The following is a 22,816-nucleotide window of genomic DNA, read 5'->3' on the forward strand; positions in this document are numbered from 1 at the left end:
TCGGCGGAGGGCGAACGGAAAGAAGCGAGCTCACGGACGAGCCGTGAGCCCTGGCAGAGCCTTCGTTCGCGACAGCGTTACTTCACGGCTCCCTGACGCTTGCGGCGGCGCAGGGCGCTGAGTCCAACGGCGACCGCCATCCAGCTGACGGCGGAAGCGGGGGCGGCGGTGCATCCCCCTCCTTCTTCCGGCTGCGGTTGGGTGGAGGGAAGCGTGATCGTGAAGGCCGTCGGGGCGGAGGCCGGACCCTGGTTGCCCTCGGTATCCACCGCGCTGGCCACCAGCGTGTGGCTTCCCGAAGAAAGGCCCTCGGCGAGCTCGAAGCGCCAGGTGCCGTCGCTGTTCGCACGGGTGCTCCCGATGACGTTGCCGTCGACGGAGAGGACGACCGTGCTGCCGGCTTCGGCCGTGCCGGAGATGACGGGGGTCGCGGTCTTCACCACGGCGCCGTTGGCGGGCGTCGTCACCACCGGGGCCTCAGGCGCCACCGAGTCCACGCTGAAGGAGCTGGAAGGGGCGTCGGGGCTGGTATTGCCGGCCGCATCCGTCGCCCGGGCCGTGACGGAGTGCGTCCCCTGCGCCAGCGCGGTGCTCGGGGTGAAGCTCCAGTTCCCACCGGCATCGGCCTGGGTGGTCCCCGCCGCCTGTCCATCCAGGAGGACGGTCACCGTGCTGGCGGCCTCGGCCGTGCCGGAGATGGCAGGGGTCGCGGTCTTCACCACGGCGCTGTTGGCGGGCGTCGCCACCACCGGGACCGCAGGCGCCACCGAGTCCACGCTGAAGGAGCGGGTGGGGGCGTCAGGGCTGGTCGTGCCCACCGCATCCGTCGCCCGGGCCGTGACGGTGTGTGACCCCTGCGATAGCGCGGTGGCCGGTGTGAAGCTCCAGTTCCCACCGGCATTGGCCTGGGGGGTCCCCACCGCCTGTCCATCCACGAGGACGGTCACCGTGCTGCCGGCTTCGGCCGTGCCGGAGATGACAGGGTTCACGGTCGTCACCACGGCGCCGTTGGCGGGCGTCGCCACCACCGGGGCATCAGGCGCCACCGAGTCCACGCTGAAGGAGCGCGAGGGGGCGTCAGGGCTGGTATTGCCGGCCGCATCCGTCGCCCGGGCCGTGACGGAGTGCGTCCCCTGAGACAGCGCGGTGCTCGGCGTGAAGCTCCAGTTCCCACCGGCATTGGCCTGGGGGGTCCCCACCGCCTGTCCATCCACGAGGACGGTCACCGTGCTGCCGGCTTCGGCCGTGCCGGAGATGACAGGGTTCACGGTCGTCACCACGGCGCCGTTGGCGGGTGTCGCCACCACCGGGGCGCCAGGCGCCACCGAGTCCACGCTGAAGGAGCGCGAGGGGGCGTTTGTGCTGGTATTGCCAGCCGCATCCGTTGCCCGGGCCGTGACGGAGTGCGTCCCCTGCGCCAGCGCGGTGCTCGGCGTGAAGCTCCAGCTTCCCCCGGCGTCGGCCTTGGCGGTCCCCGCCGCCTGCCCATCCAGGAGGACGGTTACCGTACTGGCGGCCTCGGCCGTGCCGGAGATGACAGGGTTCACGGTCTTCACCACGGCGCCGTTGGCGGGCGTCAGCAGCACCGGGGCGTCAGGTGCCACCGAGTCCACGCTGAAGGAGCGGGTGGGGGCGTCAGGGCTGGTATTGCCCACCGCATCCGTCGCCCGGGCCGTGACGGAGTGCGTCCCCTGAGACAGCGCGGTGCTCGGTGTGAAGGTCCAGTTTCCTCCGGCATTGGCCTTGGCGGTCCCCGCCGACACTCCATCCAGGAGGACGGTCACCGTGCTGGCGGCCTCGGCCGTGCCGGAGATGACAGGGTTCACGGTCTTCACCACGGCGCCATTGGCGGGCGTCGCCACCACCGGGGCATCAGGCGCCACCGAGTCCACGGTGAAGGAGCGCGAGGGGGCGTCAGGGCTGGTATTGCCAGCCGCATCCGTTGCCCGGGCCGTGACGGAGTGCGTCCCCTGAGACAGCGCGGTGCTCGGAGTGAAGCTCCAGTTCCCACCGGCATCGGCCTGGGCGGTCCCCGCCGCTTGCCCATCCACGAGGACGGTCACCGTGTTGTCGGCTTCGGCCGTGCCGGAGATGACCGGGGTCGTGGTCGTCAACACGGCGCCGTTCGCGGGCGTCAGCACCACCGGAGGCACCATGGGCGTCCCTTGCACGAGGACCATGCGCCCACCCGGGATGCCGTTCGTGATGACAGTGAGGAAGTAGTAGCCAGCCTGGACGGAGGGCACGGTGCCCGTCACCGAGGTGTCCGAGTAGTTCCCGCGGGGCATCCGCGTCTGGGCGCCTCCCTCCACCGCCATCAGGCCGAGCATCGGGAAGTTGGTGGCGGAGCTCTGGGAGTTCCCGCTGCTGGCCTCCGAGACTCCTCGGAAGTGATTGCCGGTCAGCTGGATGGCCGTCTGCGGTCTCAAGGCCGCGGACGGAGCCTGGAACCCGGGACGCCACGCAGCGAGGGCTCCCGTGTCCTCATACACCTCCGCGCTGACCAGCGGGCTGCCATTGCTCGAGCCTCCGGTGACGAGCACCTTGCCATCGGGCAGCAGCGTCACCGCATGGCCTGTCCGGGGCGTGTTCAAGGACGTGTCAGCGGAAGCCCATTCGCCGGTCCCGGGGTCATAGACCTCCATGCTGGCCAGGGAGCTGGTGGTGCTGGAGCCCCCGATGATGAAAGCCTTGCCCGAGGTCAGCGTCGTCGCCGTGGCGGAGACGCGGCCCGTGGCCATGCTGCCCATCAGCAGCCAGATGCCCCTGGCGGGGTCATACTCCTCCGTGCGCTGCACATAACCGCTGCCGGAGTCACCCCCGGCGATGAGCACCCTGCCATTGGGCAGCATCGTCGCCGCGTGGTCGTAGCGCTGGATGTTCAGTCTGCCGGTCTCGCTCCAGGTGCCCGTCGCGGCGTCGTAAAGCTCCGCGGTGAACCTGGCGCCGGGGTCGGACCCTCCGGCGACGAGCACCTTGCCATTGGGGAGCCGCGTCGCCGTGTGGCGGTCTCGACGGTCGCCCATCGCGCCGGTGGTCGCCCACGTGCCCGTCGCGGGGTCGTACACCTCGGCGCTGGTCAGGGCGCTGCCGTTGATGCCGCCAGCCACGAGCACCTTGCCATCTGGCAACACCGTCGCCGTGTGGCCTTCCCGCGGCGAGTCCATGGTGCCGGTGGGAGTCCACGTGCCCGTCGCGGGGTCATACACCTCGGCGCTGGCCAGGGTGCCGCTGGCGCTGAAGCCGCCGGTGACGAGCACCTTGCCCGTCAGGAGCAGCGACGCCGTGTGCCTGGAGCGCGCGGTGCCCATGGAGCCCGTGGAAGCCCAGGCGCCCGTCGTGGGGGCATACACCTCGGCGCCGGTCAGGGGGCCGGCGGCGTTGGAGCCGCCAGCGACGAGCACCGTGCCATCTGGCAACACCGTCGCCGTGTGGCCATTGTGGGCCGAAGCAGGAGCGGCCGTGGAAGCCCAGGCACCCGCTCCGGGGTCATACAGGTCCACGCTGCGCTGGGATTGACCGGAGTTGGAGCCTCCCGCGACGAGCACCTTGCCCGAGGGCAGCAGGGTCGCCGTGGCGTGGTACCGGCCAATGGACAGGGCGCCGGTGGTCGTCCAGGTGCCCGTCGCGGCGTCATACTCCTCCGTGCCGGCGCTGGAGGGGCCGTTTCCTCCCGCGATGAGCACCCTGCCAGAGGGCAGCAGGGTTGCCGTGGCGCCGTCGTGCGCGGTGGCGAGGGAGCCGGTCGTCGTCCAGGTTCCCGTCCCGGGGTCATACGTCTCGGCGCTGAGGCCGTTGCCGCCGGCGACGAGCACCTTGCCATTGGGCAGCAGCATCGCCGTGTGGCCGTTCCGGGCAGAGACCAGCGCGCCGGTGGAGGTCCAGGCGCCCGTCGCAGGGTCATACACGCTCACGCTGTTCAGGGAGGCATCTCCATTCCAGCCGCCAGCGACGAGCACCTTGCCGTCGGGCAGCAGGGTCGCCGTGTGGCTGGCCCGGGGCGCGGGCAGAGAGCCGGTGGCGGTCCAGGTGCCCGTCGCGGGATCGTAGACCTCCGCGAGGGTCAGGTAGTTGCTTCCGGACCGGCCGCCGACGACGAGCACCTTGCCGGTGGGCAGCAGCGTCGCCGTGTGCTCCCGGCGGGCACTGACCATGGGGCTCGCGTACGTCCAGGCACCTGTCGCGGGGTCATACACCTCCGTGCTGGCCAGGCCGCTGCCGAAGTAGGTGCTGGCGCCTCCCGCGATGAGCACCTTGCCATCGGGCAGGAGCGTCGCCGTGTGATTCTTCCGGGCCAGGGCCATGGCGCCGGCGGAAGCCCAGGTGCCCGTCGTGGGGTCGAAGATCTCCGTGCCGGGAATCCCGTCGCCGAGGATGTTGGCGCCTCCCGCGACGAGCAGCTTGCCTGACGGGAGCAGCGTCGCCGTGTGCTCGCCGCGGATCCCCGACATGGCGCGGGCGGACCTCCAGCTCGCCGCCTTCACCCCGCCCGTCATTCCCTCCCGTTCCAGGGCCTGGCCTTGCTGTGCCGGCCGCGCCGGGGGCTCCCCGGTGGAAGGGTCCGCGGGGCTGCAGTGGAGCCACAGGAGGCCCAGCAATAGCGGCCAGAGCCTGGCCAGGAAGGAATGGGAAGACCGCGGACGGCCGTCGCGAAACATGTCGGATGCTCCTGAAGAAGATCGAAGAAGGTGGTGCTCCGGCCCGCAACCCGCTCGCCCGTCGCAGGGTATGTCGACGGCAGCCGTCTGTGTAAGAGGCAAGAACGTTTGAAGGCCATGGGGAAGGTCGCTGGGGCTTGAACGCCAGGGACGCGAGCCCATATCGCCCGAAATGCAAGCCTGCGCGATTCAGGCAATGAGATGGATTGGAAATGGCGGGCGTGGCGAGCGCGCCCTCCCCGTGGACTGCCGGGAAGGGCGCTGCCGGTGGCCGTCCGGAATCCCGCGTCAAGCCTGGAGCCCGGGAATGTCTGTCAAATCAGAAGCGGGCGAGGAAGGCGTCGTAGCCGCCGGCGTGGGTGTTGCCGCCGAGGCTTCCGAAGGTCTGTCCAGCGACGTAGGTGTTGCCGGAGGCATCCACGGCCACTCCGTAGGCGATGTCCGGGCGCGAGGTGCCCAGCGTTCGGGCACCCAGCGCGGTACCGAGCGCGTCGTACCGGGTGAGGAAGGCATCAGAGCCGCCCGCGGACGGGATGCCGGCGAGTCCGTAGGTGTAGCCGACAACCTGCACGACATTGTCCGTTGTGACGGCGACTCCGAATGCGTAGTCGGGCTGAGTGCCGCCAAGCATGCGGCTCCAGTCGCGGTTGCCGGCGCTGTCGTAGCGGGCGAGCAGCACGTCGATGGTGCCGTTGTTGGTGTTGCCGTCCAGACTGCCGAACGTGTCGCCAGCGATGTAGACACCGCCGTCGGGGCCCACGGCAACGCCCTTGGCGTCATCGAGGTCGCCCGCGTCGATCTGCCGGACCCACTGCTGGACACCGAGGATGTTGAGCTTGAGCAGGAAGATGTCGCTGGTCCCCGGCGTGCTGGAGCCGTCGAGGCTGCCCTGGGTGTTCCCGACGACGTAGACCTCGTGGGTGGGCGTGACGGCGATGCCGCGCGCCATGTCGCCCGTGGCGGTGCCGTACTGCTGGAGCCAGTACGGGTTGCCCGCCGTGTCGTAGAGCGCGACGACGATGTCGTAGTTGTTGGGATTGCCGCCGTTGGCGAAGCTGCCGCCGGTGTATCCGGCGAAGTAGAGGGTGTCGTCCGCGCCAATGGCGATGCCGGTGGCGAAGTCATCCATCTGCGTGCCGTTCTGACGCAACCACAGGCGGTTGCCAGCGGCATCGTACTTGGCGATGAAGTAATCGATGCCACCCGCGTTCGTGTAGAAGTCGAGGCCGCCGAAGGTGGTGCCGGCCACGTACGCGTTGCCGTCCGCGTCGGTGGCCACGGCGGTGGCGCGGTCCATCTGCGTGGTGCCCAGCTGGTGCACCCACTGGAGGTTGCCGGCGGTGTCGTACCGGGCGATGAACGCGTCCTGACCGCCGGCTTTCGGGTCGGCGCCGAGCTGGCTGGTCGTCTGACCCGCCACGTAGACGCTCGTGCCCGAGACGGCCACGGCGTTGGCCTGCTCGTCAAGGTTGGCGCCGAGCTGGCGCACCCAGGAGGGGGCCGGGACCTGGGCCTCGGCGACAGCGGGGGCACCCGCGGCGCAGATGACGCTGGCGAACCCGAACATGCTCAAGAGGGGGTGTTTCATCACGAACTCCATTTCTCAGTGGGGGGACCGAACCGTGGGCAGGTCTGTCGCCACGGCACCCATGCAAGACCACGAGATACAGGCGCGCGGAAGATGGGTAGGGAAAGACACGCAACAGGCCGTGTCTCACTCGGCCCCGAGTGGCCGCTGACCCGGATGCGAATGATGCACCGTGGCAGACCCGATACACGTCGAGACAGGCACAGGTCGTTGAAAGGGATTGGAGCCAGCCTGTCGGGGACACGCCTGGAGAAACCGGGACTTCCAAGGGAGCAACGTCGCTCCAGCGGGACGCGAGCAGGAAGCGGGGTGTGCCTACCCGGATTTCGGGTAGGCACCGGTCCGCATCATCCCGCCGTCGGGCAGGTCGCGGGCTCGAGGTAGAAGGCTTCCCAGGCGCCAACGTCGGTGGGATTGCAGATGCCCACGTTGCCGCCATTTCCGCTCTGGATGGGAGCGCCGGTGGTGTTCTCCTTCCAGTTGCGCGCGGTGCCCGTCGACGATTCGAAGCCGTAGCGATTGCGGCCGCCGTGGATGCCGCAGTCGTAGCGGGTGAACGCCTCCGCCGTGGTGAGCGTGGCGTTCACGGTGAGCTGGTCCGCGACCACCGCCAGGTACGCGCCGCTCGCTCCCTTGAGCTTGTACTTCGCGCCGCTCGTGACGAGCTCGAAGATCGCGCCACCGGTCTGCGTCGTGCCGAGCGCGGCCACCTTGCCCGCGCCGTCGACGGTGAGCCACTGGTCGCTGCGCTCGCTCTGGATGCGGAAGCAGCCCGTGCTGCTGCTGGTTTCGATGTGGCACGTCGCATCGCAGCCATCCCCCGGCTGGGTGTTGCCATCGTCGCATTGCTCGCCGCTCTCGACCGTGCCGTTGCCGCACACGGGGCCGGTGCTGCCACCCGGGCAGGCCACCAGTTCGAGGTAGAAGCCCTCCCATGCGCCGCCATCGGCCGGGTTGCAGGCGCCGCCATTGCCGCCGTCACCGCTCTGGATCGGCCCGCCCAGCGTGGTTTCCTTCCAATGGGGCGCGCTCCCCGACGAAGCCTGGAAGCCGAAACGATTGCGCCCGCCATAGCCGCAGGCAAGCCGCGTGAACGACTCACCGCTGGCGAAGTTGGCGCTCATCGCGAGCTGGTTCGTGACGACCGCCAGGAACGCGTCGCCCGAGCCCTTGAGCTTGAATTGGGTGCCGTTCGGAACGAGCTGGAAGATCTGCCCTCCTGCTTGCGTCGCGCTGCCTGCGACGACCTTGCCCGCGGTGTCGATGCTGAGCCACTTGTCGCTGCGCTCACTTTGAATCTGGTAGCAGCTCCCGCCCGAGGTCTCGACGAACGTGGCCGTGTAGGTGGCCGCGCTGCCAGGCGTGGTGAAGGTGTGCGATTGCGCGCCGCCGTCCGACCACGACGAGAACGCCCAGAACTTTCCGTTCGCGTACTGCGGCGAGTCGACGCCCACCAAGCGGACGACACCGACCACGCCGGTCGTGTCATGCGGCGCCGCGAACGGCCGCCCGTCCATCAGCACCTGCAGCCCGCTCGGCACGCTGGTGACCCTGAGCGGTACCGTGACGGGGAGGACGTCGCGATACGTCGTGTGGGTGAGTCCAATCGAGTCGCGCACCGTGAGCCGCACGCGATACCAGACGTTGGCCGAGCTCTCGCCGATGCTCGGTATGGGCCAGCTCCCGCTCGTGATGCCGGTGGTGTCGGCCATGGCCGGGTGCGTGTGGGTATCGTGATGGAAGGTGATGCTCCAGGTCAGCGCGCTCGGAGGCAGCGCGCCATCCTCCAAGTCGCTGGCCGAGCCGGAGAACAGCATGTTGGTGGCCGCGGCGTAGGTCGCGCCCGCGGCCGGCGTCGCGATCGTGGCCACCGGCGGCTTGTTGGACGTCACCGTCAGCACCGCCTCGGCGCTGGTGGCCGAGCCAAGCCCGTTGGTCACGACCACGCGGAAGCGCGCGCCACTGTCAGCGAGCTGCGCGGCGTTCAGCACGTAGCTCGGCGAGGTGGCGCCGGCGATGTCCACGCCGTTCCGCTGCCACCGGTAGGTGAGAGGCGGCTCGCCGCTCGCCGACACCGTGAAGGTCGCCGGATAGCCGACGGAGACCAACGTGCTCGCCGGCTGCTGCGCGATGCTCGGAGGCAGCGACGCCGTGTAGGCGATGCGGCCCACCTGGCCCGCGCCACGCGCCAGATAGTAGAGCGCGCCATCGGGACCCACATCGAGGTCCACGGGGCCCGCGGCGGCCGTCGCGAACAGCGAACGCGCGCCGGTGTTCGGGTCGATGCGTGAGATCCAATCGTTGGTGTAGTCCGCGAAGAAGTATTGACCGACGTACGCGCTGGGAAACGCCGAGACCGGTGGGTTGTAGAAGGCCCCGCCTGCGATGCAGTTGCCGGCGGCCGTGCCGGAGCCATGCGGGTACGCGAAGAACGGCTGCGTGAGCTCCGGGCGATTCGTGAAGTAGCCTTCAGTCATCGGCCAGCCGTAGTTGGCACCGGCCTGGCCGCGGTTGATCTCTTCCCAGCCGCCTTCGCCCACGTCGTTGATGAACAGGGTCCCCGTGCCGGGCTGAACGTCGAAGGTGAAGGGGTTGCGCAGCCCCATCGCCCAGGTCGCCTTGGCAAGCCCGGTGGCGGCCGCGTAGAACGGATTGTCCGTGGGAATGCTGCCGTCCGGGTTGAAGCGCAGCAGCTTTCCAAGGGGCGTATTCAGGCTCTGCGAGTTCGAGGAGACGGCGTTCTCTCCGACCGAAACGTAGAGCTTGCCGTCGAGTCCGAAGCGAACCGCGCCGCCGTTGTGGTTGGCGGCGTCGAGCGTCGGAAGGTCGGCGAGCACCAGCTCGCTTCCGGGAACCGCCACGTTGCCGTTGGCGGTGAAGCGGCTGACCCGATTGTGGATGCTGCCGGCAACCGACGTGTAATAGACATACAGATAGTGGTTGCTGGCGAAGTTGGGATCGAACGCGACGCCCATCAGCCCACGCTCGTTGTCGGTGTCCACGGCGAGCGTCACGAACGGAGTCGCCAGGAGCTGGCCGTTCTGGACGATGCGCAGCGCGCCGTTCTTCTCCGAGACGAACAGGCGCCCATCGGGCGCGAAGGTCATGGTGGTCGGTCCCTGGAGGCCGCTGACGAAGACGGAGTCCGCGAAGTTGGCGTCTTGAACGACCGCGCCCGCGCGCGCGACCGCGAGCTCCGGGGCCTCCGGTGTCGAGCAGCCCACGGCGAGGGAGAGGACAGCGCATACGACGAAGAGCGGCATGGGATGCCATGCTCGTACACTCGTTCTCACCTGTGATTGCATCGCGACTTCTCCCGGTTGAACAGGCTCACGCGGCCCGTGGGCTGCGGGAGCGTTGGTGGTGCTGTCCTGTTTTACCTTGAAAGCCTGTTCACCGGGAACAACTTAAGAATCAGCGCGTCTCTCTTGCAGGCGTGGCTTTCTCAAAACGCCGATCCGGCACCAGCCACATCATCGCGGCCAGCACATAGACTGCCTCGGAAAAATGCCCATTGAAGAAGGCGCTGATGATGCCGACCAGGTAGAAGACCGGCGAAATCTTGCCCTTGAGATCGCGCCCGACCGCCAGCGCCAGTGTCGACTTCCGGCCCTGCGTCGCCACCATGAGGGTTTGCAGCAGCCACCAGGCGAAGGCGCACATCAGAAGCACGAAGCCGTAGAGCGCCAGCGGCACGGACGCGAAATGGTTTTCGCCCATCCAGCCGGTGGCGAAGGGGATCAGCGACAGCCAGAACAACAGGTGCAGGTTCGCCCACAGCATGCCGCCGGTGACATGGCTGATGGTGTGCAAGAGATGATGGTGGTTGTTCCAGTAGATGCCGACGTAGATGAAGCTGAGCACGTAGCTGAGGAAGACGGGGAGCAGGGGCCGCAGGTCGGCCAGCTCGCTGCTGTGCGGCACCTTGAGCTCCAGCACCATGATCGTGATGATGATGGCGATGACGCCGTCGCTGAACGCTTCCAGCCGGTTCTTGTCCATGCTTCCCCCGCGCACACTGTGAGTCGCCTGGCGGACGACCCTGCCGGTCATGCTATTCCGGAATGGCTCCCAGGAGCGGCGTCAAATCCGGATCGGCCTTCTGCATCGCCTGACGATAGGCCGGCCGCGCGCCAATGCGTTGCAGATAGGCCAGGATGTTGGGCCAGGGTGAGAGGTCATACGGCTTGAACAGCCGCATCGTGGTCAACGAGAACACGGTCATGATGTCCGCCGCCGTGAACTCCTTGCCGGCCAGATAGGGTGCCTCCCCCAGCCGCTTCTCCAGGGTCGAGAAGACCCGGTTGAAGCGCTCCCTGGCCGCCTGCAGCACCGCGTTCTTGTCCGAAGGGTCGACGCGCTCCAGATACCTCACCTGCAAGACGACCGGTTGCAGCGTCCCGTTGGCGAAGTGGAACCAGTAGAGGTAGTCGGCGAACCCGGGTTCGCCGCGCTTCACCACGAGCCGGCCATCGCCATGGGTCTGGAGCAGATACTCGCAGATTGCCCCGGACTCCCCCAGGACGAGGTCGCCGTCAGTGAGGATGGGCGCCGTGCCCATGGGATGAAGCGCCTTGTATTCCGGCGGGGCCAGCCGGTTGTCGGTCCGGCGCGGATAGCGCTTCAGCTCATAGTCGAGCCCGAGCTCCTCACAGAGCCAGACGATCCGCTCTGATTGTGACCGTCCCAGATGATGCAGCGTCAGCATGCTCGCTCCCTCGCCCGGAGCATTGTCCGGGTCATGCGCGAACCGTAAGCTGCGTGGATCCGCTGGAAAAGACGGGCCCGCATACCGGTATGGCGACTACCACCCTCCCCGAATTCCTCCGCGTTCGCCGCGAGCGGCTTCACCCCGCCTCGACCGAGCGGCGGCGGACGCCCGGACTTCGTCGCGAGGAGGTCGCGGCGCGCGCTGGCGTGAGCGTCACCTGGTACACGTGGCTCGAACAAGGCCGCGGCGGCGTGCCGTCCGACGACGTGCTCGAACGGCTGGCTCGCGCGCTCGAGCTCGACGACACGAACCGCGAGATGCTGTTCCTGCTCGCGCACGCGCGTCCGCCACCGCGCCGCCACACGCCGCCCGCCCAGGTCACGCCCTCGTTGCAGCGGGTGCTCGACAACCTGCACGTGCCCGCGCTCGTGAAGACGCCGACGTTCCAGATCGTCGCGTGGAACCGCGCCGCGGTGGCGGTGATTGGCGACTACGCCGCGATTCCCGAGCACGACCGCAACATGCTGCGCCGGGTCTTTCACCCTGAATCCGCCGCGTTCCTGCCGCATGGGGATGACATGCGCCGCACGTGCCTCGCCGCGTTTCGCGTCGACATCGAGCGTGCGGGAGCATCCGAAGAGGCCGCCGCGCTCGTCGACGAGTTGATGGCGGCGAGCGAGGAGTTCCGCCGGCTGTGGGCCGAAAATGAGTTGAGCACGCACGGCGTGAAGGTCAGGCGGATCGTCCGGCCGGATGTCGGCGAGCTCGTGTTCGAGACATCGGTGTTCTCCGTCGATGACAGCGACGGCCTCAGCATGTTGGTCCTCTCCCCGGCGGACGACGCTTCCGCGCGTGGGGTCGAACAGTTGATCCGAGCGAACACCGCGGGTGCGTCATGATGAGCCACGTCACGATTGCCGCAGTGAGTCTGGCATGACTGTATTGACGTATGGATGTTGAAGGACGTGAACCTGTCGTTCAGGCCGCTCCACGGCCCCCCGACCACGTTCCAGAGCGTGTCGATTCCGAACGCCACCGGCGTCGGCTCATCTCCCTGGGAGCGCCCGGAGATTCTCGCTCGGGGCCTACCGCCCCTGACGCTACTCGGTCAGATGAATCGGGCGCGGCAGCGCCGCGAGGAATTGCTGCACGACCGGCGAGTCCGCCTGACCGTCGTACACAAATTCGACGTCGAAGCGGCCGTCGAGCTCGTCAAGCGCGACCAGCCGCACCGTGCGCGGGCACATCGGTGAAGTGCTTTCCGGCACGAACGCGTAGCCCATGCCGGCCGCGACGAGCCCGATGAGCGTCGGGATGTCGCTGCCGACCTGCGCGATGCGCGGCGTGAATCCGGCCCGCCGGCATTGCTCGAGCAAGAACCGGTGATGCGCGGCGGACCGGAGTGGATCGAACCAGACGAACGGCGCGCCTGCGAGTTCGGCCAGTCGACGGGGCGCGCGGAAGCGCTGGCCCGGCGTGGACAGCATCGCGAGCACGAACCGGTCGCGCAGCAGCCGGATGCCTGACAGCTGTGGCGCCTCGTCCTGCCGCCACGCCATGATGCCGCCATCGAGATCTCCGCGTGCGATCGCAGTCGCCTGATCGGCCGACAGCATTGGCGAGATCGACAGCATGACGTCAGGGCAGGCGTTCCGGAAGGCCTTGAGAACGTTCGACACCACCGGCAACGGGAAGTAGTTCGGCAGCACGCCGAGACGCAGCTCGCCGAGTTGGCCGGCTGCGCAGCGCAGCGCACGTTCGCGGCTGCCCTGCAGCTCGGCGAGCAGGCGCGTAGCGTCCTGCAGAAAGCTCGCGCCGGCCGCTGTGAGCGCGATGCCCGTCGAGCGGCGGATCAACAGCGGGGTGCCGATCGCCTCTTCAAGCTCGCGGATCTGCCGGGAAAGCGCGGGTTGCACAATCCCGACCGCGCGGGCGCCGGCCATCATGCTGCCGGCTTCAGCGACCGCCACGAAGTAGCGCAGATGGCGCAATTCGACCTGTCGCATGCGGTGCCTGTCCATTCCGTCGATATACCTGGAAAGCATGACGTACTGCATTGAATAGTATTGGGAAGTATGGATGGCTCAATCTAGGTTGGCCAGCGTCATGACGACTGTCCGCGCGGCGCGGACGTTTGTCGCACTTCCACATGCCACTCCATATCCAGACTCCCTACATCCGTTCGCAAGCTGCGTCCCGCCGGCTTGGCAAAGACGTCCTGTTGAAGATCGAGGCGATGCAGCCGTCCGGCTCGTTCAAGCTGCGCGGTGTCGGTGCGGTATGCGACGCGCGGCGCGCAGCGGGAGCCCGTCGTTTCGTGTCGTCGTCGGGCGGCAACGCGGGCATCGCGGTCGCCTATGCCGGTCGCGAGCTTGGCGTGCCCGTGCTCGTCGTTGTTCCGGAGAGCACGTCCGCGCGCGCACGCGACCTGATCCGTCTCGAAGGCGCGGAGTTGATCGTCCACGGCGCTTCTTGGGCGGAGGCGAACACGTTCGCGCAATCCGTGATCGGCGCGCACGACGCGTTCGTGCATCCATTCGACGATCCGGTGCTGTGGCGGGGCCATGCGACGATGATCGACGAGATGGCGGCAGCCGGACCGAAGCCCGACGCAGTCGTGCTGGCGGTGGGCGGCGGCGGGTTGCTGTGCGGTGTGCTCGAAGGGCTGGCGCGCAACGGCTGGCGCGATGTGCCGGTCGTCGCGGCCGAGACCCAAGGCGCGGACTGCTATGCGCGTTCGGTTGCGCAGGGGCGGCCATTCGAGTTGCCAGGGATTACGAGCATCGCCACGTCGCTCGGCGCGAAGCGGCCTTGCGACGCGGCGGTTGAGTGGGCGACGCGCCATGCGGTCGACAACGTCGTTGTGTCCGATGCGGCAGCAGTGGCGGCCTCACTGCGGTTTCTCGACGAACACCGGATCCTGGTGGAGCCCGCGTGCGGGGCCGCACTGGCCGCGCTCGACGCGGCGTCGCCGGTGCTTGCCGCCGCGTCACGCATCGCGGTGATTGTCTGCGGTGGCGTCACGGCCACGGTTGAGCATCTGCAAGCATTGAGCAGCCGGGCGCGATGACAGGGGGGAGTGGGCGGATGTCGTGCCGCGCCTCCGGGGCTAGCTGGAGGAACGTTCGACCTGCAGGGCCTGCTCGACGTGCTCGCCCCTGACGTGGTGCTGGTCGCCGACGGCGGCGGCGTGGCGGCTGCGGCCCGGCGCCCGATCGTCGGTGGCAATCGCGTGGCCGGGTTCTTGTCTCGCTTCCCCACGATCGCCCCCGGCGCTCGGAGCGCAGGTGACCCTGAGCCGGTAACAGGCATGGCTCGGCTGCGCCCGGGTCCAGGAGGAATTGGAGCGCTGTTGGAGGCGAGGTGACCGAATTTCGGATGGGCACACCGGCACCGCGAATGCGTGAGGTCTCTGACCTGCATCACCCGGTGAAGACGCCCCAGCAGATGTCGTTCCGCGCCCGCTGGTCTTCGAGGACCAGCTCACGGAGGGCGGCGGGGATCCGCTTCCGCTGCCATCCCAGCTCCTTCAGGCGGGCCTTTTCCGCGTCACCCACGGCGACCGACGCGGCGGCGGCCCGGATGGCGTACGCCGCCGCGCCCAGGTAGTGCGCGGCGACGTGGGCGACGGCCACGGCCTGGCCTGCCGCGAGCGCAGCGAACCGGGCCGGGTCAGGCAACCCACGACCCGCGGCGTTGGCCACGAACGCGGTCCGGTGGGCGTCACGCATCGGCACCTCGCCCTGGATCCACGCCCGTCCCACGGCGATGGCGTCACGGGGGCGCGCGTCCTCGGGGCACGCGGTCTCGAAGAAGGGCAGGACGTGCTCCGCGCAGACGGCGGCCCACTCCGCGAGCAGGTGGTGGTCCTCGTCGGTCAGGCTCCCGCCGCGACGAACCGTGATCAACCTGGGGTCTCGCTCTTTCGGTAGGATCGGCATCGAGCGATTCTCGCTGAGCCTCCTCGTCGACGCGATGGGGTTGGCGATGGACGGTACGACGGGGACCCAACGAGATGAAACTCCCGGAACGGCTGATAGGTCTCAACGCGGATGACCAGGGGGCGTTCGCGCGCAGGAACGTCGAGAAGGCTTCGCTCGAGGAACTGCTCGACGCGCTCGACCTCGATCCGCTTGGCGAATGGGCGCTTCTCCACATCACCCACGAGCTGGTCCAGCGCGGTACGGAGATCCTCGCGCCGATAGAGGCGAGGCTGGTTGCGCGTCCGACACGCAAGGCGGCCTACGGGCTCTGCGAGGCGCTGATCGAGCTCTTCCAGAAAGCGCCAGAAACGGAGTCCTCGATCATCCGCGTGCTCATCCAGGCAGGGGAAGAGGCCATGCGGGTCGAGGCCAATCCATTCGACGCCACGACCTTGATCGTCCACCTCGCCGATTGCGCCCGATTGGCGGAGCGGGCACTCCCGGAAGCACGACCGCTGGCGCTCGCCTTCCTCGACCGCGCCCGGCACGAGCCGGAGCCCGACCGTTTTGCCGTGCGCGAAGCGGCATTCCTTGCTGGCGGGGAGGGTGGCGGCAGTCAGTGATGAGCGTGTGAGGCCCTTCGCAACGGGGCTCCAGGTGCCTCTATACCGGGCATTCCCCTGAAGGAGCCTCGCCTGATGCAAACGGGTTGTTCGTCCTGCCCGGGGAGCCTCACGCGGTCATCCCGGACGACGAGTTCCGGCCCGACCGCTTGCCCCTTCGGTTCGGACACGAAGTAGGCCCGCCCGTAGAACCGTGTTCCAGGGCGGCGATCATCCGCTGGCGGTCAGCTCTTCCGGCTCGTTCCGGAACGACTCCCTCCACTTCCTGGCCGTCCGTGAACCACACATACTCGACCTCCGCATGGCGGCCGTCGAGATCAATGGGGCGGACTCGATGCACCCATGACGCAGCGCCCCGGCCTTGGGCAGGCACAGGACGCGATTACCTGGAGCAGACACGGACGTGCACGATGGCCCTTTGCGCGCAGCGGCAGCGACACGAACGGCCTGGTGCCTTAACGCGCGATTCCGTCGAGCGCGGCGATGCTCTTTGCCGGCAGCACGAGTGACGCCGCGGCCACGTTCTCTCGCAGGTGCGCGACCGACGACGTGCCCGGGATGAGCAGGATGTTCGGCGCGCGGTGCAATAGCCACGCGAGCGCGACCTGCATCGGCGTCGCGTCCAGGTCGTTCGCGACTTCCGACAGCGTCGAGGACTGGAGCGGCGTGAAGCCGCCGAGCGGGAAGAACGGCACGTAGGCGATGCCCTGCTTCGCCAGCGCGTCGATGAGCGCGTCGTCTCCGCGATGCGCCAGGTTGTAATGGTTCTGCACGCACACGATCTCGGTGAGCGCTTGCGCCTGCTCGACCTGACGTGCCGTCACGTTGCTGAGTCCGATGTGGCGGATGAGCCCCTCGCGCTTGAGTTCGATGAGGACGGCGAGCTCTTTGTCGAGCGGGCCTTCCGTTGGCGTCATGCTCATCATGCGCAAGTTCACGACGTCGAGCGCGTCGAGCCCGAGGTGGCGCAGGTTGTCCTGGAGGTCCGAGCGGATCTCGGCGGGCGATAGCGCCGGGAGCCACGACTTGTCCGCGCCACGCCGGCCACCCAGCTTCGACACGATCACGACGTTCCTCGGATACGGATGCAGCGTGGCGCGAATGAGCTGGTTCGTGACGTGTGGTCCGTAGGCTTCGCTCGTATCGAAGTGGTCGATGCCAATCGAGATCGCCTCGCGCAGCACCGCCGCGGCCGCTTCGGGATCACGCGGCGGTCCCCAGACATGCGGGCCCGCGAGCTGCATGGCGCCGTAGCCCATGCGGTGCACCGTGAGCGATGTGCCGGGGAACGTGAACCGGCCGCCGAGTTTGTCTGTATTCGTCATGGGCTCAAATCTAGCGATGGCCACAATTCACACCAGCAAATAGCATGCATGCCAATCATGAACGTTGTTCGTGCCAGGAATCTCGACCTCAACCTGCTGCGCGTGCTCGTCGCCGTCGCCGACACGGGCTCGGTCACGAAGGCGGCCGCGGGGCTCTACCTCACGCAGTCGGCGGTGAGCGCGGCGCTCGCCCGGCTCAGCGAGTCGCTGGACACGCCGATGCTCGTGCGCCACGGACGCGGCGTGATTCTGACGAGCCGGGCGGCACGCCTCGTGACCGAGGTCCGTCCGCTGCTCGAGGCGATGCTCCAGGCCGCGCTCGCACCGGCGCGCTTCGATCCGCGCACGAGCGAGCGGATCATCCGCCTCGGGCTCGCCGACTTCGCGGACGAGTGGCTGCTGCCGCCGCTGTTGCGCCGGCTCGGACGTGACGCGCCCAAGATGCGGCTCGTCTGCATGCCGGTCCAGTTCCGCACGGTGGTCGAGGCGCTGACGACCCGTCGCGTCGACCTCGCGGCCACGGTCATCGACAAGGTGCCGCGGGGCATCCTGCGCACGCCGCTCATCCGCGGCCATTTCGTCTGCCTGTTCGACCCGCGCCACGTGCGCCTCGGAGCGCGACCCAGCAAGCGCATGTATCTCGCGCAGGAGCACGTCATCGTCTCCTTCAACGGCGACCTCCGCGGCACGGTCGAGGACAGGTTCGGAGTCGAGCGGCGCGTCCGCTGCTCGGTCGCGAGCTTCAGCGCGATCGGCGCCATCGTCGACGGCAGCGAGCTGGTGGCGACCTTGCCCGAGGCCTTCACGGCGCAGCTCCAGCGGCAGCGGCCGCACCTTCGCAGCGCGCCCTTTCCCTTCGCGCATCCCGCTGGCGGCCTGGACCTGCTCTGGCCCGCCGCGCTGGACCAGGACGAAGCATGCACCTTCGTGCGCGCCGCGATCCTCGATATCGCCAGGCAGGGATCCGCTGCTTCTTGACGTCTCGCGTGGGTGACGAGTTCAGTCCGTCAGGCTTCTGAAATAATGGGAGTCACCTGGCCCCTTGGCCGGGGGAAGGCGGAGCCTGTCGCTGGAGGAGGCTGACGCGTGCACGAGTACGATTTGATCGCGGACTGGTATGCATCCCACCGTGCAGGCCGCATGGGCGTCCCGGAAGTGACAGCGCTCGCGGCCTCACTTCCGGCCGGCGCCTCGGTGCTGGACGTCGGCTGCGGCACGGGACTGCCGCTGACACGGGTGCTGCTGGAGCACGGCTGCCACGTGATGGGCGTGGACAGCTCCCGCGAGCTGCTGGCGCGATTTCAAGCGAACTTCCCCCTCGTGCCGGTGCGCTGTGCGCCCATCCAGTCGTGCGAGCTTCAGGAACAGGCGTTCGACGCCGCGATCGCTTGGGGGGTCTTGTTCCACTTGAGCCACGAAGCGCAGGAACAGGCGATCTCCAATATCGCGAGGGCCTTGAAACCTGGCGCCGCGTTCCTCTTCACCTCAGGCGACGCGCATGGCACCATCGACGGCGAGCCGATGAATGGCGTCCCGTTCCGCTATCACTCGTACAGCGTCGACGGGTACCGCGACCTGCTGCGCGCGCACGGGCTCACGCTGGACGCGACGCACACGGACCCTGGCGGGAACGTCTACTTCCTGGCTCGCAAGACGGGATGAGGCGGCTTCTCGCCATCCGCGACACACGGGTCCGAGGCGTTTGCATGGCCGGCACACCGGACTCCCGACCGTTGTGCCTACCCAAAATCCGGTCGCTGCCTCAGGTGCCGGTGCTCGTCCTGCTCTACGACAGGCCTCCGTGGCTCGGGCTGGAGCTATCATGACGGAGCAGGCCACATGGCCCGACGCCCCATCGCGGGAGAGCGGACCTGGCACTTGAGCGAGGACAGACCGTGGAATTCCGACACCTCTCCGCACCCGCCTGGTCCGCGTTCAAGTCCTGGCTGCTCAAGTTGCACGGCGTTCCCATCTCCCACCTCCGTCTCCTGACCGGCGGCTGTCCGGCGGAGGAGCTGCCCGCGCTCGCGAAGGAACTCAAGCGCGTGCGGGCCGACTTCAAGAAGCGCCCCAACGAGGTCTCGGCCCCTGCGGACGAGCGCCTCCGGACGGCCTACGCGGCGCTCGGTGTGCCCTGGTCCGCGTGGAGCGAGGTGGCGCGCGAGGTCCAGCACGACCTGAAGCGCAAACGGTACGCGCGCTGGACGGGGGGGGATGCGCTCGAGTTCCCCGAGGGGCCTCCCGCCGAGGACCTGGTGACCGTCTTGTTGTTCGGAGGCGTGGAGCAGGCACGAACCCATCTGCTGCGCCGCGCATCGCTCGCCGCGGGCTCGCTCGAGGCGCTGTGGTGCCGCTGGCTGGCGGGTGAGCCGCTCGAACCCGGGACGCTGCGCTCGTTCGCGGGTGCGCCGGAGCGACTCGCCGAGCCCCTCTACACTCCAGGCGTCGAGGAGGTGCTGCCGCTGTTCTTCGTCGAGCCCGACCCCGCACGCGCCGAGCGGGCGCTGGAGGTCGCCTCGGCCCAGCTGGGCTCGTCCCGGTCGCAACCGTTGATGGACTTCCTGCGCTCCCTGCTCGGCCTGTGGCGTCAGGACACTCCGGTGGAGGAGGTGAGGGCGCGCTTCGATACGTTTGTCGCGACCGTCTCGCCCTCCGAGGTCGCCGTTCTGAGCGCGCCCGCCTATCTGTATGGCCGATACATCGAGGCACTCCCTCCTCACGCGCTGTTGGAGCAGGTGGGCTCGCGTCTCGAGCGCATCGCCGTGCCTGCCCGGGTTGCCGATGTCCAGCCCGTCATGGAGGTCCTCGCCGCGATCGAGGAGTTGACGGCCATGGGTCTGGGCCTCCGCGTGGAGCAGCGGCCCGGGGATGTTCTCCTCTCCGCACAGGAGCCGGAGACTGGGGGAGGGGACGAGTTCCTGTAGGCGCCTCTCGCGTGCTGTGGGCTGTGATGTGGAAGCAGCGAGCCAGTGGAGCCCACGGCTCACGCGGCGGATGTGCTCCGGCGGTAGCGCCCCGGGCTCATCCCTGTCCAGCGCTGGAAGGCCCGTCGCAGGGCCCGTGCATCCGAATAGCCCACGCGCTGCGCGATACCCGCGACGTTGAGCGAGTCGTCTGCAAGCAGGCGGCGGGCTTTCTCCAGGCGCGCGTCCTCGGTCACTTCGCGGAAGGTCCGCCCCTCGGCCTTGAGCCGGCGCTGGAGTCCGCGCGGGCTCATTCCCAGGCGCGCGCACACGCTGGCGAGCGACGGCTCTCCTCGCTCCAGTGCCTCTTCGACCTGGGCCTGGAGCCGCTCACGCCAACCCACGGGGCGTGTCGCCTCGCGTGCCAGCAGGTCCACGTGGCGAAGGAGCAGGGCGTGCAATCCGCCATCCGCCTGGCGCAGGGGGAGGGAGAGCATGTCCCGGGGCAGCGTGAGCGTGCAGGACTCCTGACGGAAGGCCAGCCGCGTCGTACCGAAGGCCTCGGCGAGGACGTCCTGCCCACGCGGGGCCGCGTGGGTGAAGCCCACCTGGAAGGGAACCAACGGCTGGCCCGTGGCCTCGCGCGCGAAGGTCAGCAGCCGCGCGAGCGTGAATTCCGCCTCCTGTCGTCCAGGTCCGGCGGGGCGGTTCGGGCAGCGATAGCGGAGCGTCGCGCGGCGCTCCGACATCGCGAGATGGAGCTCGGCGCCATCATGCAACAACCGCAAGTGACGGCTCGCGAGGTGGAGCCCCGCCCCCAGGGTCGCGGCGGTCCGGCACAGATAATCGAAGAGGTCGAACTGGCCGGGCTGGAAGGTCGTGGCCAGATGGAGCCCGAAGTGCGGGTCGCCGACAGCCGCGGCCGCATGCTCCCAGAGCAGGTGGCCACGAGGCAGGGCGATGCGCGTGTGCGCGTCCGTCAGCCTTGTCCGATCCACTCCGGCACCGCGAGCCAGGGCGTCGGCGTTCGCGCCCTTCGCCGCGACCGTGTCCAGGATGAGCCGGGGCAATTGCGTGGAGACGATGGAGGTGGCCATGGCGATGCCCTCGTCTTCCGGACGCTACGCACAACACGGGTCCGGCTCAAGCGCGCGAGGTGGCGCAAGAGGTCCCCTCTTCGTCGCGAGCGGTCCCTTCCGCGCCATGGGGCCCGGCGCTACTCACTGGCCATGCGAACCCTTTCGTCAATTCCCCTCGACGCGCGGCTCCGGGCGGCGGCTCCGGGGCGATTCATCACCCTGAGCCATGGGCAGACACACTACCTGCTGGACGGCCCCGAAGGAGGCTCCGCCGTGGTGTTGATTCCCGGCGCCACACTGCCGCTGTTCATCTGGGAGCCCCTGGTCGAGCCGCTCGTGCGCGCGGGCCACCGGGTGCTGCGCTATGACCTGTTTGGCCGGGGGTACTCGGACCGGCCGAAGGTGAGATACGGCCCGGAGCTGTATGAACAGCAGCTCACGGAGCTGCTGGCCGCGCTGGGGTTCCACGCGCCGGTGCACCTGGTGGGACTCGCCTTCGGCGGGCTGCTGGCGGTGCAGTACGTGGACCGGAATCCCGAGCGCGTCCGGAGCCTCTGCCTCATCGAACCGGATGGCTTCGGAACGAAGCTGTCGCTGGGGGTTCGGCTCATGCACGTGCCCGTGCTGGGGGAAGCCCTCTTCGCGGTGATGGGCGAGCGGCAGCTGAGAGCGCGGCTGCCGGGCTATTCACGCCGCCCCGAGCTGATTCCGGAACTCGAGGCCCGCTTCCTGCCCTCCACGCGCATCGCGGGATTCGGCCACGCGCTGCTCTCGACGCTGCGACACATGGCCATCCACACCGCGGCGCCGGCCTTTCACCGTGTGGCCGGGCTCCGCGTCCCCACGCTGCTGCTGTGGGGCCGCGACGACCGGATCACGCCCCTCCACATCGCCGAAGAGGTCCGCGCGGCCCTGCCTCACGCGGAGTTCCACATCATCGACGACGCCGGGCACCTGCCTCACTACGAGCGCCCCGACGCAGTGGCCCCATTGCTCACGGCGTTCCTCTTGGGCCGCCAGCCCCGACGTGCCGGATGATTGGCCCGCCGGGTCGGCTCGCGAACACGAGAGCAGGGACAGCCCTCAGGGTGTGACGGTCCACGTATTGTCGTTTTGCAGCGTCGCAGTGAGTGAGTAGACATTGGCCGGGTAGATGATTGGCGCCGTCTGGGTGACTGTCTGGATGTCCAGCACCGTCCCCACTTTCTGGTCAATCCCAGCCGCAACCCAATACGAGGGCGTGGGCGTAAAGACATGCTTGAGGTTGGTGCCGGCCTGGGTCGCGAACGTCCCGGCGTCCCCCATTCCGATGCCCACCGAGAACTGGGAGTTGGGGACATCCGACTGATCGTAGATGGTCAAGGTCCCGAGGCCGCCGCCGGGCTGCGCCGGAGTCAGGTTCGGGCCAGGGTTCACCGAAAACTGGGTCGTGTCACCGGCTGCTGGGTCCGCATCGATTGACATCCCTGCCACGAACGACACGCCGGGCTGGAGGACACCCGTCTGTGCCCAGAGGAAGGTGTAGTTGACCTGCCACTTGAAGGTAATCTGTGCTTTCGGCACGATCTTGTACGGGCTGGCGAGCCATGCGAGCGAGAAGATGTCGCTCGTCTGTTGCGGAAACGTCTGATAGACATAGAAAATCCACGGCTGGGCGGATTGATTCACCATGGTGAGGGAGTAGGTCGTGCCGTCGTTGGCTGACTTCACGGCCCCCGCCTCGAAGCCATTGGGCGTATCTCCTCCACGCTCCCGTGCATCCACCTTGGCAATGTAAGCGCTCTCATCTTTCGGGAGCGTCATCTCTGGCGACACGTCCATGGCAAACATCATGGGTTTCTCTCCGGTGTGGTGACTGCTGTTGGCTGGTGCGGCTGAACAAAATGGTGAAGTTTGTTCAGCACACGTCGTGCCAACCCGCGCTGAAACGGCGACGGCAGTGGCGGAGGTGGCGCTGTCGCGTGCGCGCGCATGTCCTGGACATGTCCGGACATGTCCAGGACGCG

Annotated in this window: 17 protein-coding genes; 7 read left to right on the top strand and 10 right to left on the bottom strand. The window is 68.4% G+C overall.

Annotated features, from left to right (window positions below; translation table 11 throughout):
- Positions 1 to 77: 77 nt before the first annotated feature.
- The 5 genes from D7X32_RS00340 to D7X32_RS00360 form a co-directional block, all read right to left on the bottom strand.
- A complete protein-coding gene (locus tag D7X32_RS00340; protein ID WP_158625546.1) occupies positions 78 to 4,451 on the bottom strand; it encodes an Ig-like domain-containing protein in 4,374 nt (1,457 codons plus the stop codon).
- Positions 4,452 to 4,977: 526 nt separating this feature from the next.
- A complete protein-coding gene (locus tag D7X32_RS00345) occupies positions 4,978 to 6,246 on the bottom strand; it encodes an SBBP repeat-containing protein (protein WP_244238777.1) in 1,269 nt (422 codons plus the stop codon).
- Between the two features lie 347 nt (positions 6,247 to 6,593).
- The gene (locus tag D7X32_RS00350) at positions 6,594 to 9,509 is read right to left on the bottom strand and encodes a PQQ-dependent sugar dehydrogenase (RefSeq protein WP_244238778.1); all 2,916 of its coding nucleotides are present in this window, start codon (positions 9,507 to 9,509) and stop codon (positions 6,594 to 6,596) included.
- 151 nt (positions 9,510 to 9,660) lie between these two features.
- Positions 9,661 to 10,248, bottom strand: a complete 588-nt coding sequence (locus tag D7X32_RS00355; RefSeq protein ID WP_120600479.1) for a TMEM175 family protein — start codon at positions 10,246 to 10,248, stop codon at positions 9,661 to 9,663.
- 52 nt (positions 10,249 to 10,300) lie between these two features.
- A complete protein-coding gene (locus tag D7X32_RS00360; protein WP_120600480.1) occupies positions 10,301 to 10,954 on the bottom strand; it encodes a glutathione S-transferase family protein in 654 nt (217 codons plus the stop codon).
- A gap of 53 nt (positions 10,955 to 11,007) precedes the next feature.
- Here D7X32_RS00360 and D7X32_RS00365 point away from each other — a divergent pair, with 53 nt between their 5' ends.
- Entirely contained in the window at positions 11,008 to 11,856 is an 849-nt protein-coding gene (locus D7X32_RS00365) for a helix-turn-helix transcriptional regulator (RefSeq protein ID WP_244238779.1), read from the top strand.
- Positions 11,857 to 12,057: 201 nt separating this feature from the next.
- On the opposite strand, the gene D7X32_RS00370 is transcribed toward D7X32_RS00365, so the two are convergent.
- Positions 12,058 to 12,963, bottom strand: a complete 906-nt coding sequence (locus tag D7X32_RS00370; RefSeq protein ID WP_120600531.1) for a LysR family transcriptional regulator — start codon at positions 12,961 to 12,963, stop codon at positions 12,058 to 12,060.
- Positions 12,964 to 13,106: 143 nt separating this feature from the next.
- Between D7X32_RS00370 and D7X32_RS00375 the strand changes: the two genes are divergently transcribed.
- Positions 13,107 to 14,027, top strand: coding sequence for a pyridoxal-phosphate dependent enzyme (locus D7X32_RS00375; RefSeq protein WP_120600532.1), 921 nt, complete (start codon positions 13,107 to 13,109; stop codon positions 14,025 to 14,027).
- Positions 14,028 to 14,379: 352 nt separating this feature from the next.
- Here the strand turns inward: D7X32_RS00375 and D7X32_RS00385 are convergent, their stop codons facing one another.
- Positions 14,380 to 14,865, bottom strand: coding sequence for a putative immunity protein (locus D7X32_RS00385; RefSeq protein ID WP_244238780.1), 486 nt, complete (start codon positions 14,863 to 14,865; stop codon positions 14,380 to 14,382).
- 107 nt (positions 14,866 to 14,972) lie between these two features.
- On the opposite strand from D7X32_RS00385, the gene D7X32_RS00390 reads away from it, so the two are divergent.
- The gene (locus D7X32_RS00390; RefSeq protein ID WP_120600483.1) at positions 14,973 to 15,503 is read left to right on the top strand and encodes a hypothetical protein; all 531 of its coding nucleotides are present in this window, start codon (positions 14,973 to 14,975) and stop codon (positions 15,501 to 15,503) included.
- 455 nt (positions 15,504 to 15,958) lie between these two features.
- Here the strand turns inward: D7X32_RS00390 and D7X32_RS00395 are convergent, their stop codons facing one another.
- Entirely contained in the window at positions 15,959 to 16,828 is an 870-nt protein-coding gene (locus tag D7X32_RS00395) for an aldo/keto reductase family oxidoreductase (protein WP_120600484.1), read from the bottom strand.
- Between the two features lie 48 nt (positions 16,829 to 16,876).
- On the opposite strand from D7X32_RS00395, the gene D7X32_RS00400 reads away from it, so the two are divergent.
- The 3 genes from D7X32_RS00400 to D7X32_RS00410 all read left to right on the top strand — a co-directional run bounded on the left by D7X32_RS00400 (position 16,877) and on the right by D7X32_RS00410 (position 19,752).
- Positions 16,877 to 17,806 (top strand): LysR family transcriptional regulator, encoded by a 930-nt coding sequence (locus D7X32_RS00400; protein WP_244238781.1) that lies wholly within the window; start codon positions 16,877 to 16,879, stop codon positions 17,804 to 17,806.
- Positions 17,807 to 17,914: 108 nt separating this feature from the next.
- A complete protein-coding gene (locus tag D7X32_RS00405; RefSeq protein ID WP_120600486.1) occupies positions 17,915 to 18,490 on the top strand; it encodes a class I SAM-dependent DNA methyltransferase in 576 nt (191 codons plus the stop codon).
- 233 nt (positions 18,491 to 18,723) lie between these two features.
- Positions 18,724 to 19,752 carry a hypothetical protein gene (locus D7X32_RS00410; protein WP_120600487.1) on the top strand — a complete coding sequence of 343 codons (1,029 nt, stop codon included), beginning with the start codon at positions 18,724 to 18,726 and terminating at the stop codon, positions 19,750 to 19,752.
- 59 nt (positions 19,753 to 19,811) lie between these two features.
- Here D7X32_RS00410 and D7X32_RS44800 read toward each other — a convergent pair whose 3' ends face one another.
- Positions 19,812 to 20,828 (bottom strand): AraC family transcriptional regulator, encoded by a 1,017-nt coding sequence (locus D7X32_RS44800; RefSeq protein WP_147449954.1) that lies wholly within the window; start codon positions 20,826 to 20,828, stop codon positions 19,812 to 19,814.
- Positions 20,829 to 21,083: 255 nt separating this feature from the next.
- Here D7X32_RS44800 and D7X32_RS45225 point away from each other — a divergent pair, with 255 nt between their 5' ends.
- Positions 21,084 to 21,848, top strand: a complete 765-nt coding sequence (locus D7X32_RS45225; RefSeq protein ID WP_158625547.1) for an alpha/beta fold hydrolase — start codon at positions 21,084 to 21,086, stop codon at positions 21,846 to 21,848.
- Positions 21,849 to 21,893: 45 nt separating this feature from the next.
- Here the strand turns inward: D7X32_RS45225 and D7X32_RS00425 are convergent, their stop codons facing one another.
- Positions 21,894 to 22,643, bottom strand: coding sequence for a RhiA family protein (locus D7X32_RS00425; protein ID WP_120600489.1), 750 nt, complete (start codon positions 22,641 to 22,643; stop codon positions 21,894 to 21,896).
- Positions 22,644 to 22,816: the final 173 nt, after the last annotated feature.

The sequence above is a fragment of the Corallococcus carmarthensis genome (genome assembly GCF_003611695.1).
GTDB classification, from domain to species: Bacteria; Myxococcota; Myxococcia; order Myxococcales; family Myxococcaceae; genus Corallococcus; species Corallococcus carmarthensis.

Coding starts and splice junctions, on each gene's coding strand:
- D7X32_RS44800 (WP_147449954.1), bottom strand. CDS start 20,828: ATGGCCACCTCCATCGTCTCCACGCAATTGCCCCGGCTCATCCTGGAC.
- D7X32_RS00395 (WP_120600484.1), bottom strand. CDS start 16,828: ATGACGAATACAGACAAACTCGGCGGCCGGTTCACGTTCCCCGGCACA.
- D7X32_RS00345 (WP_244238777.1), bottom strand. CDS start 6,246: ATGAAACACCCCCTCTTGAGCATGTTCGGGTTCGCCAGCGTCATCTGC.
- D7X32_RS00355 (WP_120600479.1), bottom strand. CDS start 10,248: ATGGACAAGAACCGGCTGGAAGCGTTCAGCGACGGCGTCATCGCCATC.
- D7X32_RS00350 (WP_244238778.1), bottom strand. CDS start 9,509: ATGCCGCTCTTCGTCGTATGCGCTGTCCTCTCCCTCGCCGTGGGCTGC.
- D7X32_RS00360 (WP_120600480.1), bottom strand. CDS start 10,954: ATGCTGACGCTGCATCATCTGGGACGGTCACAATCAGAGCGGATCGTC.
- D7X32_RS00390 (WP_120600483.1), top strand. CDS start 14,973: ATGAAACTCCCGGAACGGCTGATAGGTCTCAACGCGGATGACCAGGGG.
- D7X32_RS00375 (WP_120600532.1), top strand. CDS start 13,107: ATGCCACTCCATATCCAGACTCCCTACATCCGTTCGCAAGCTGCGTCC.
- D7X32_RS00425 (WP_120600489.1), bottom strand. CDS start 22,643: ATGATGTTTGCCATGGACGTGTCGCCAGAGATGACGCTCCCGAAAGAT.
- D7X32_RS00370 (WP_120600531.1), bottom strand. CDS start 12,963: ATGCGACAGGTCGAATTGCGCCATCTGCGCTACTTCGTGGCGGTCGCT.
- D7X32_RS00340 (WP_158625546.1), bottom strand. CDS start 4,451: ATGTCGGGGATCCGCGGCGAGCACACGGCGACGCTGCTCCCGTCAGGC.
- D7X32_RS00400 (WP_244238781.1), top strand. CDS start 16,877: ATGCCAATCATGAACGTTGTTCGTGCCAGGAATCTCGACCTCAACCTG.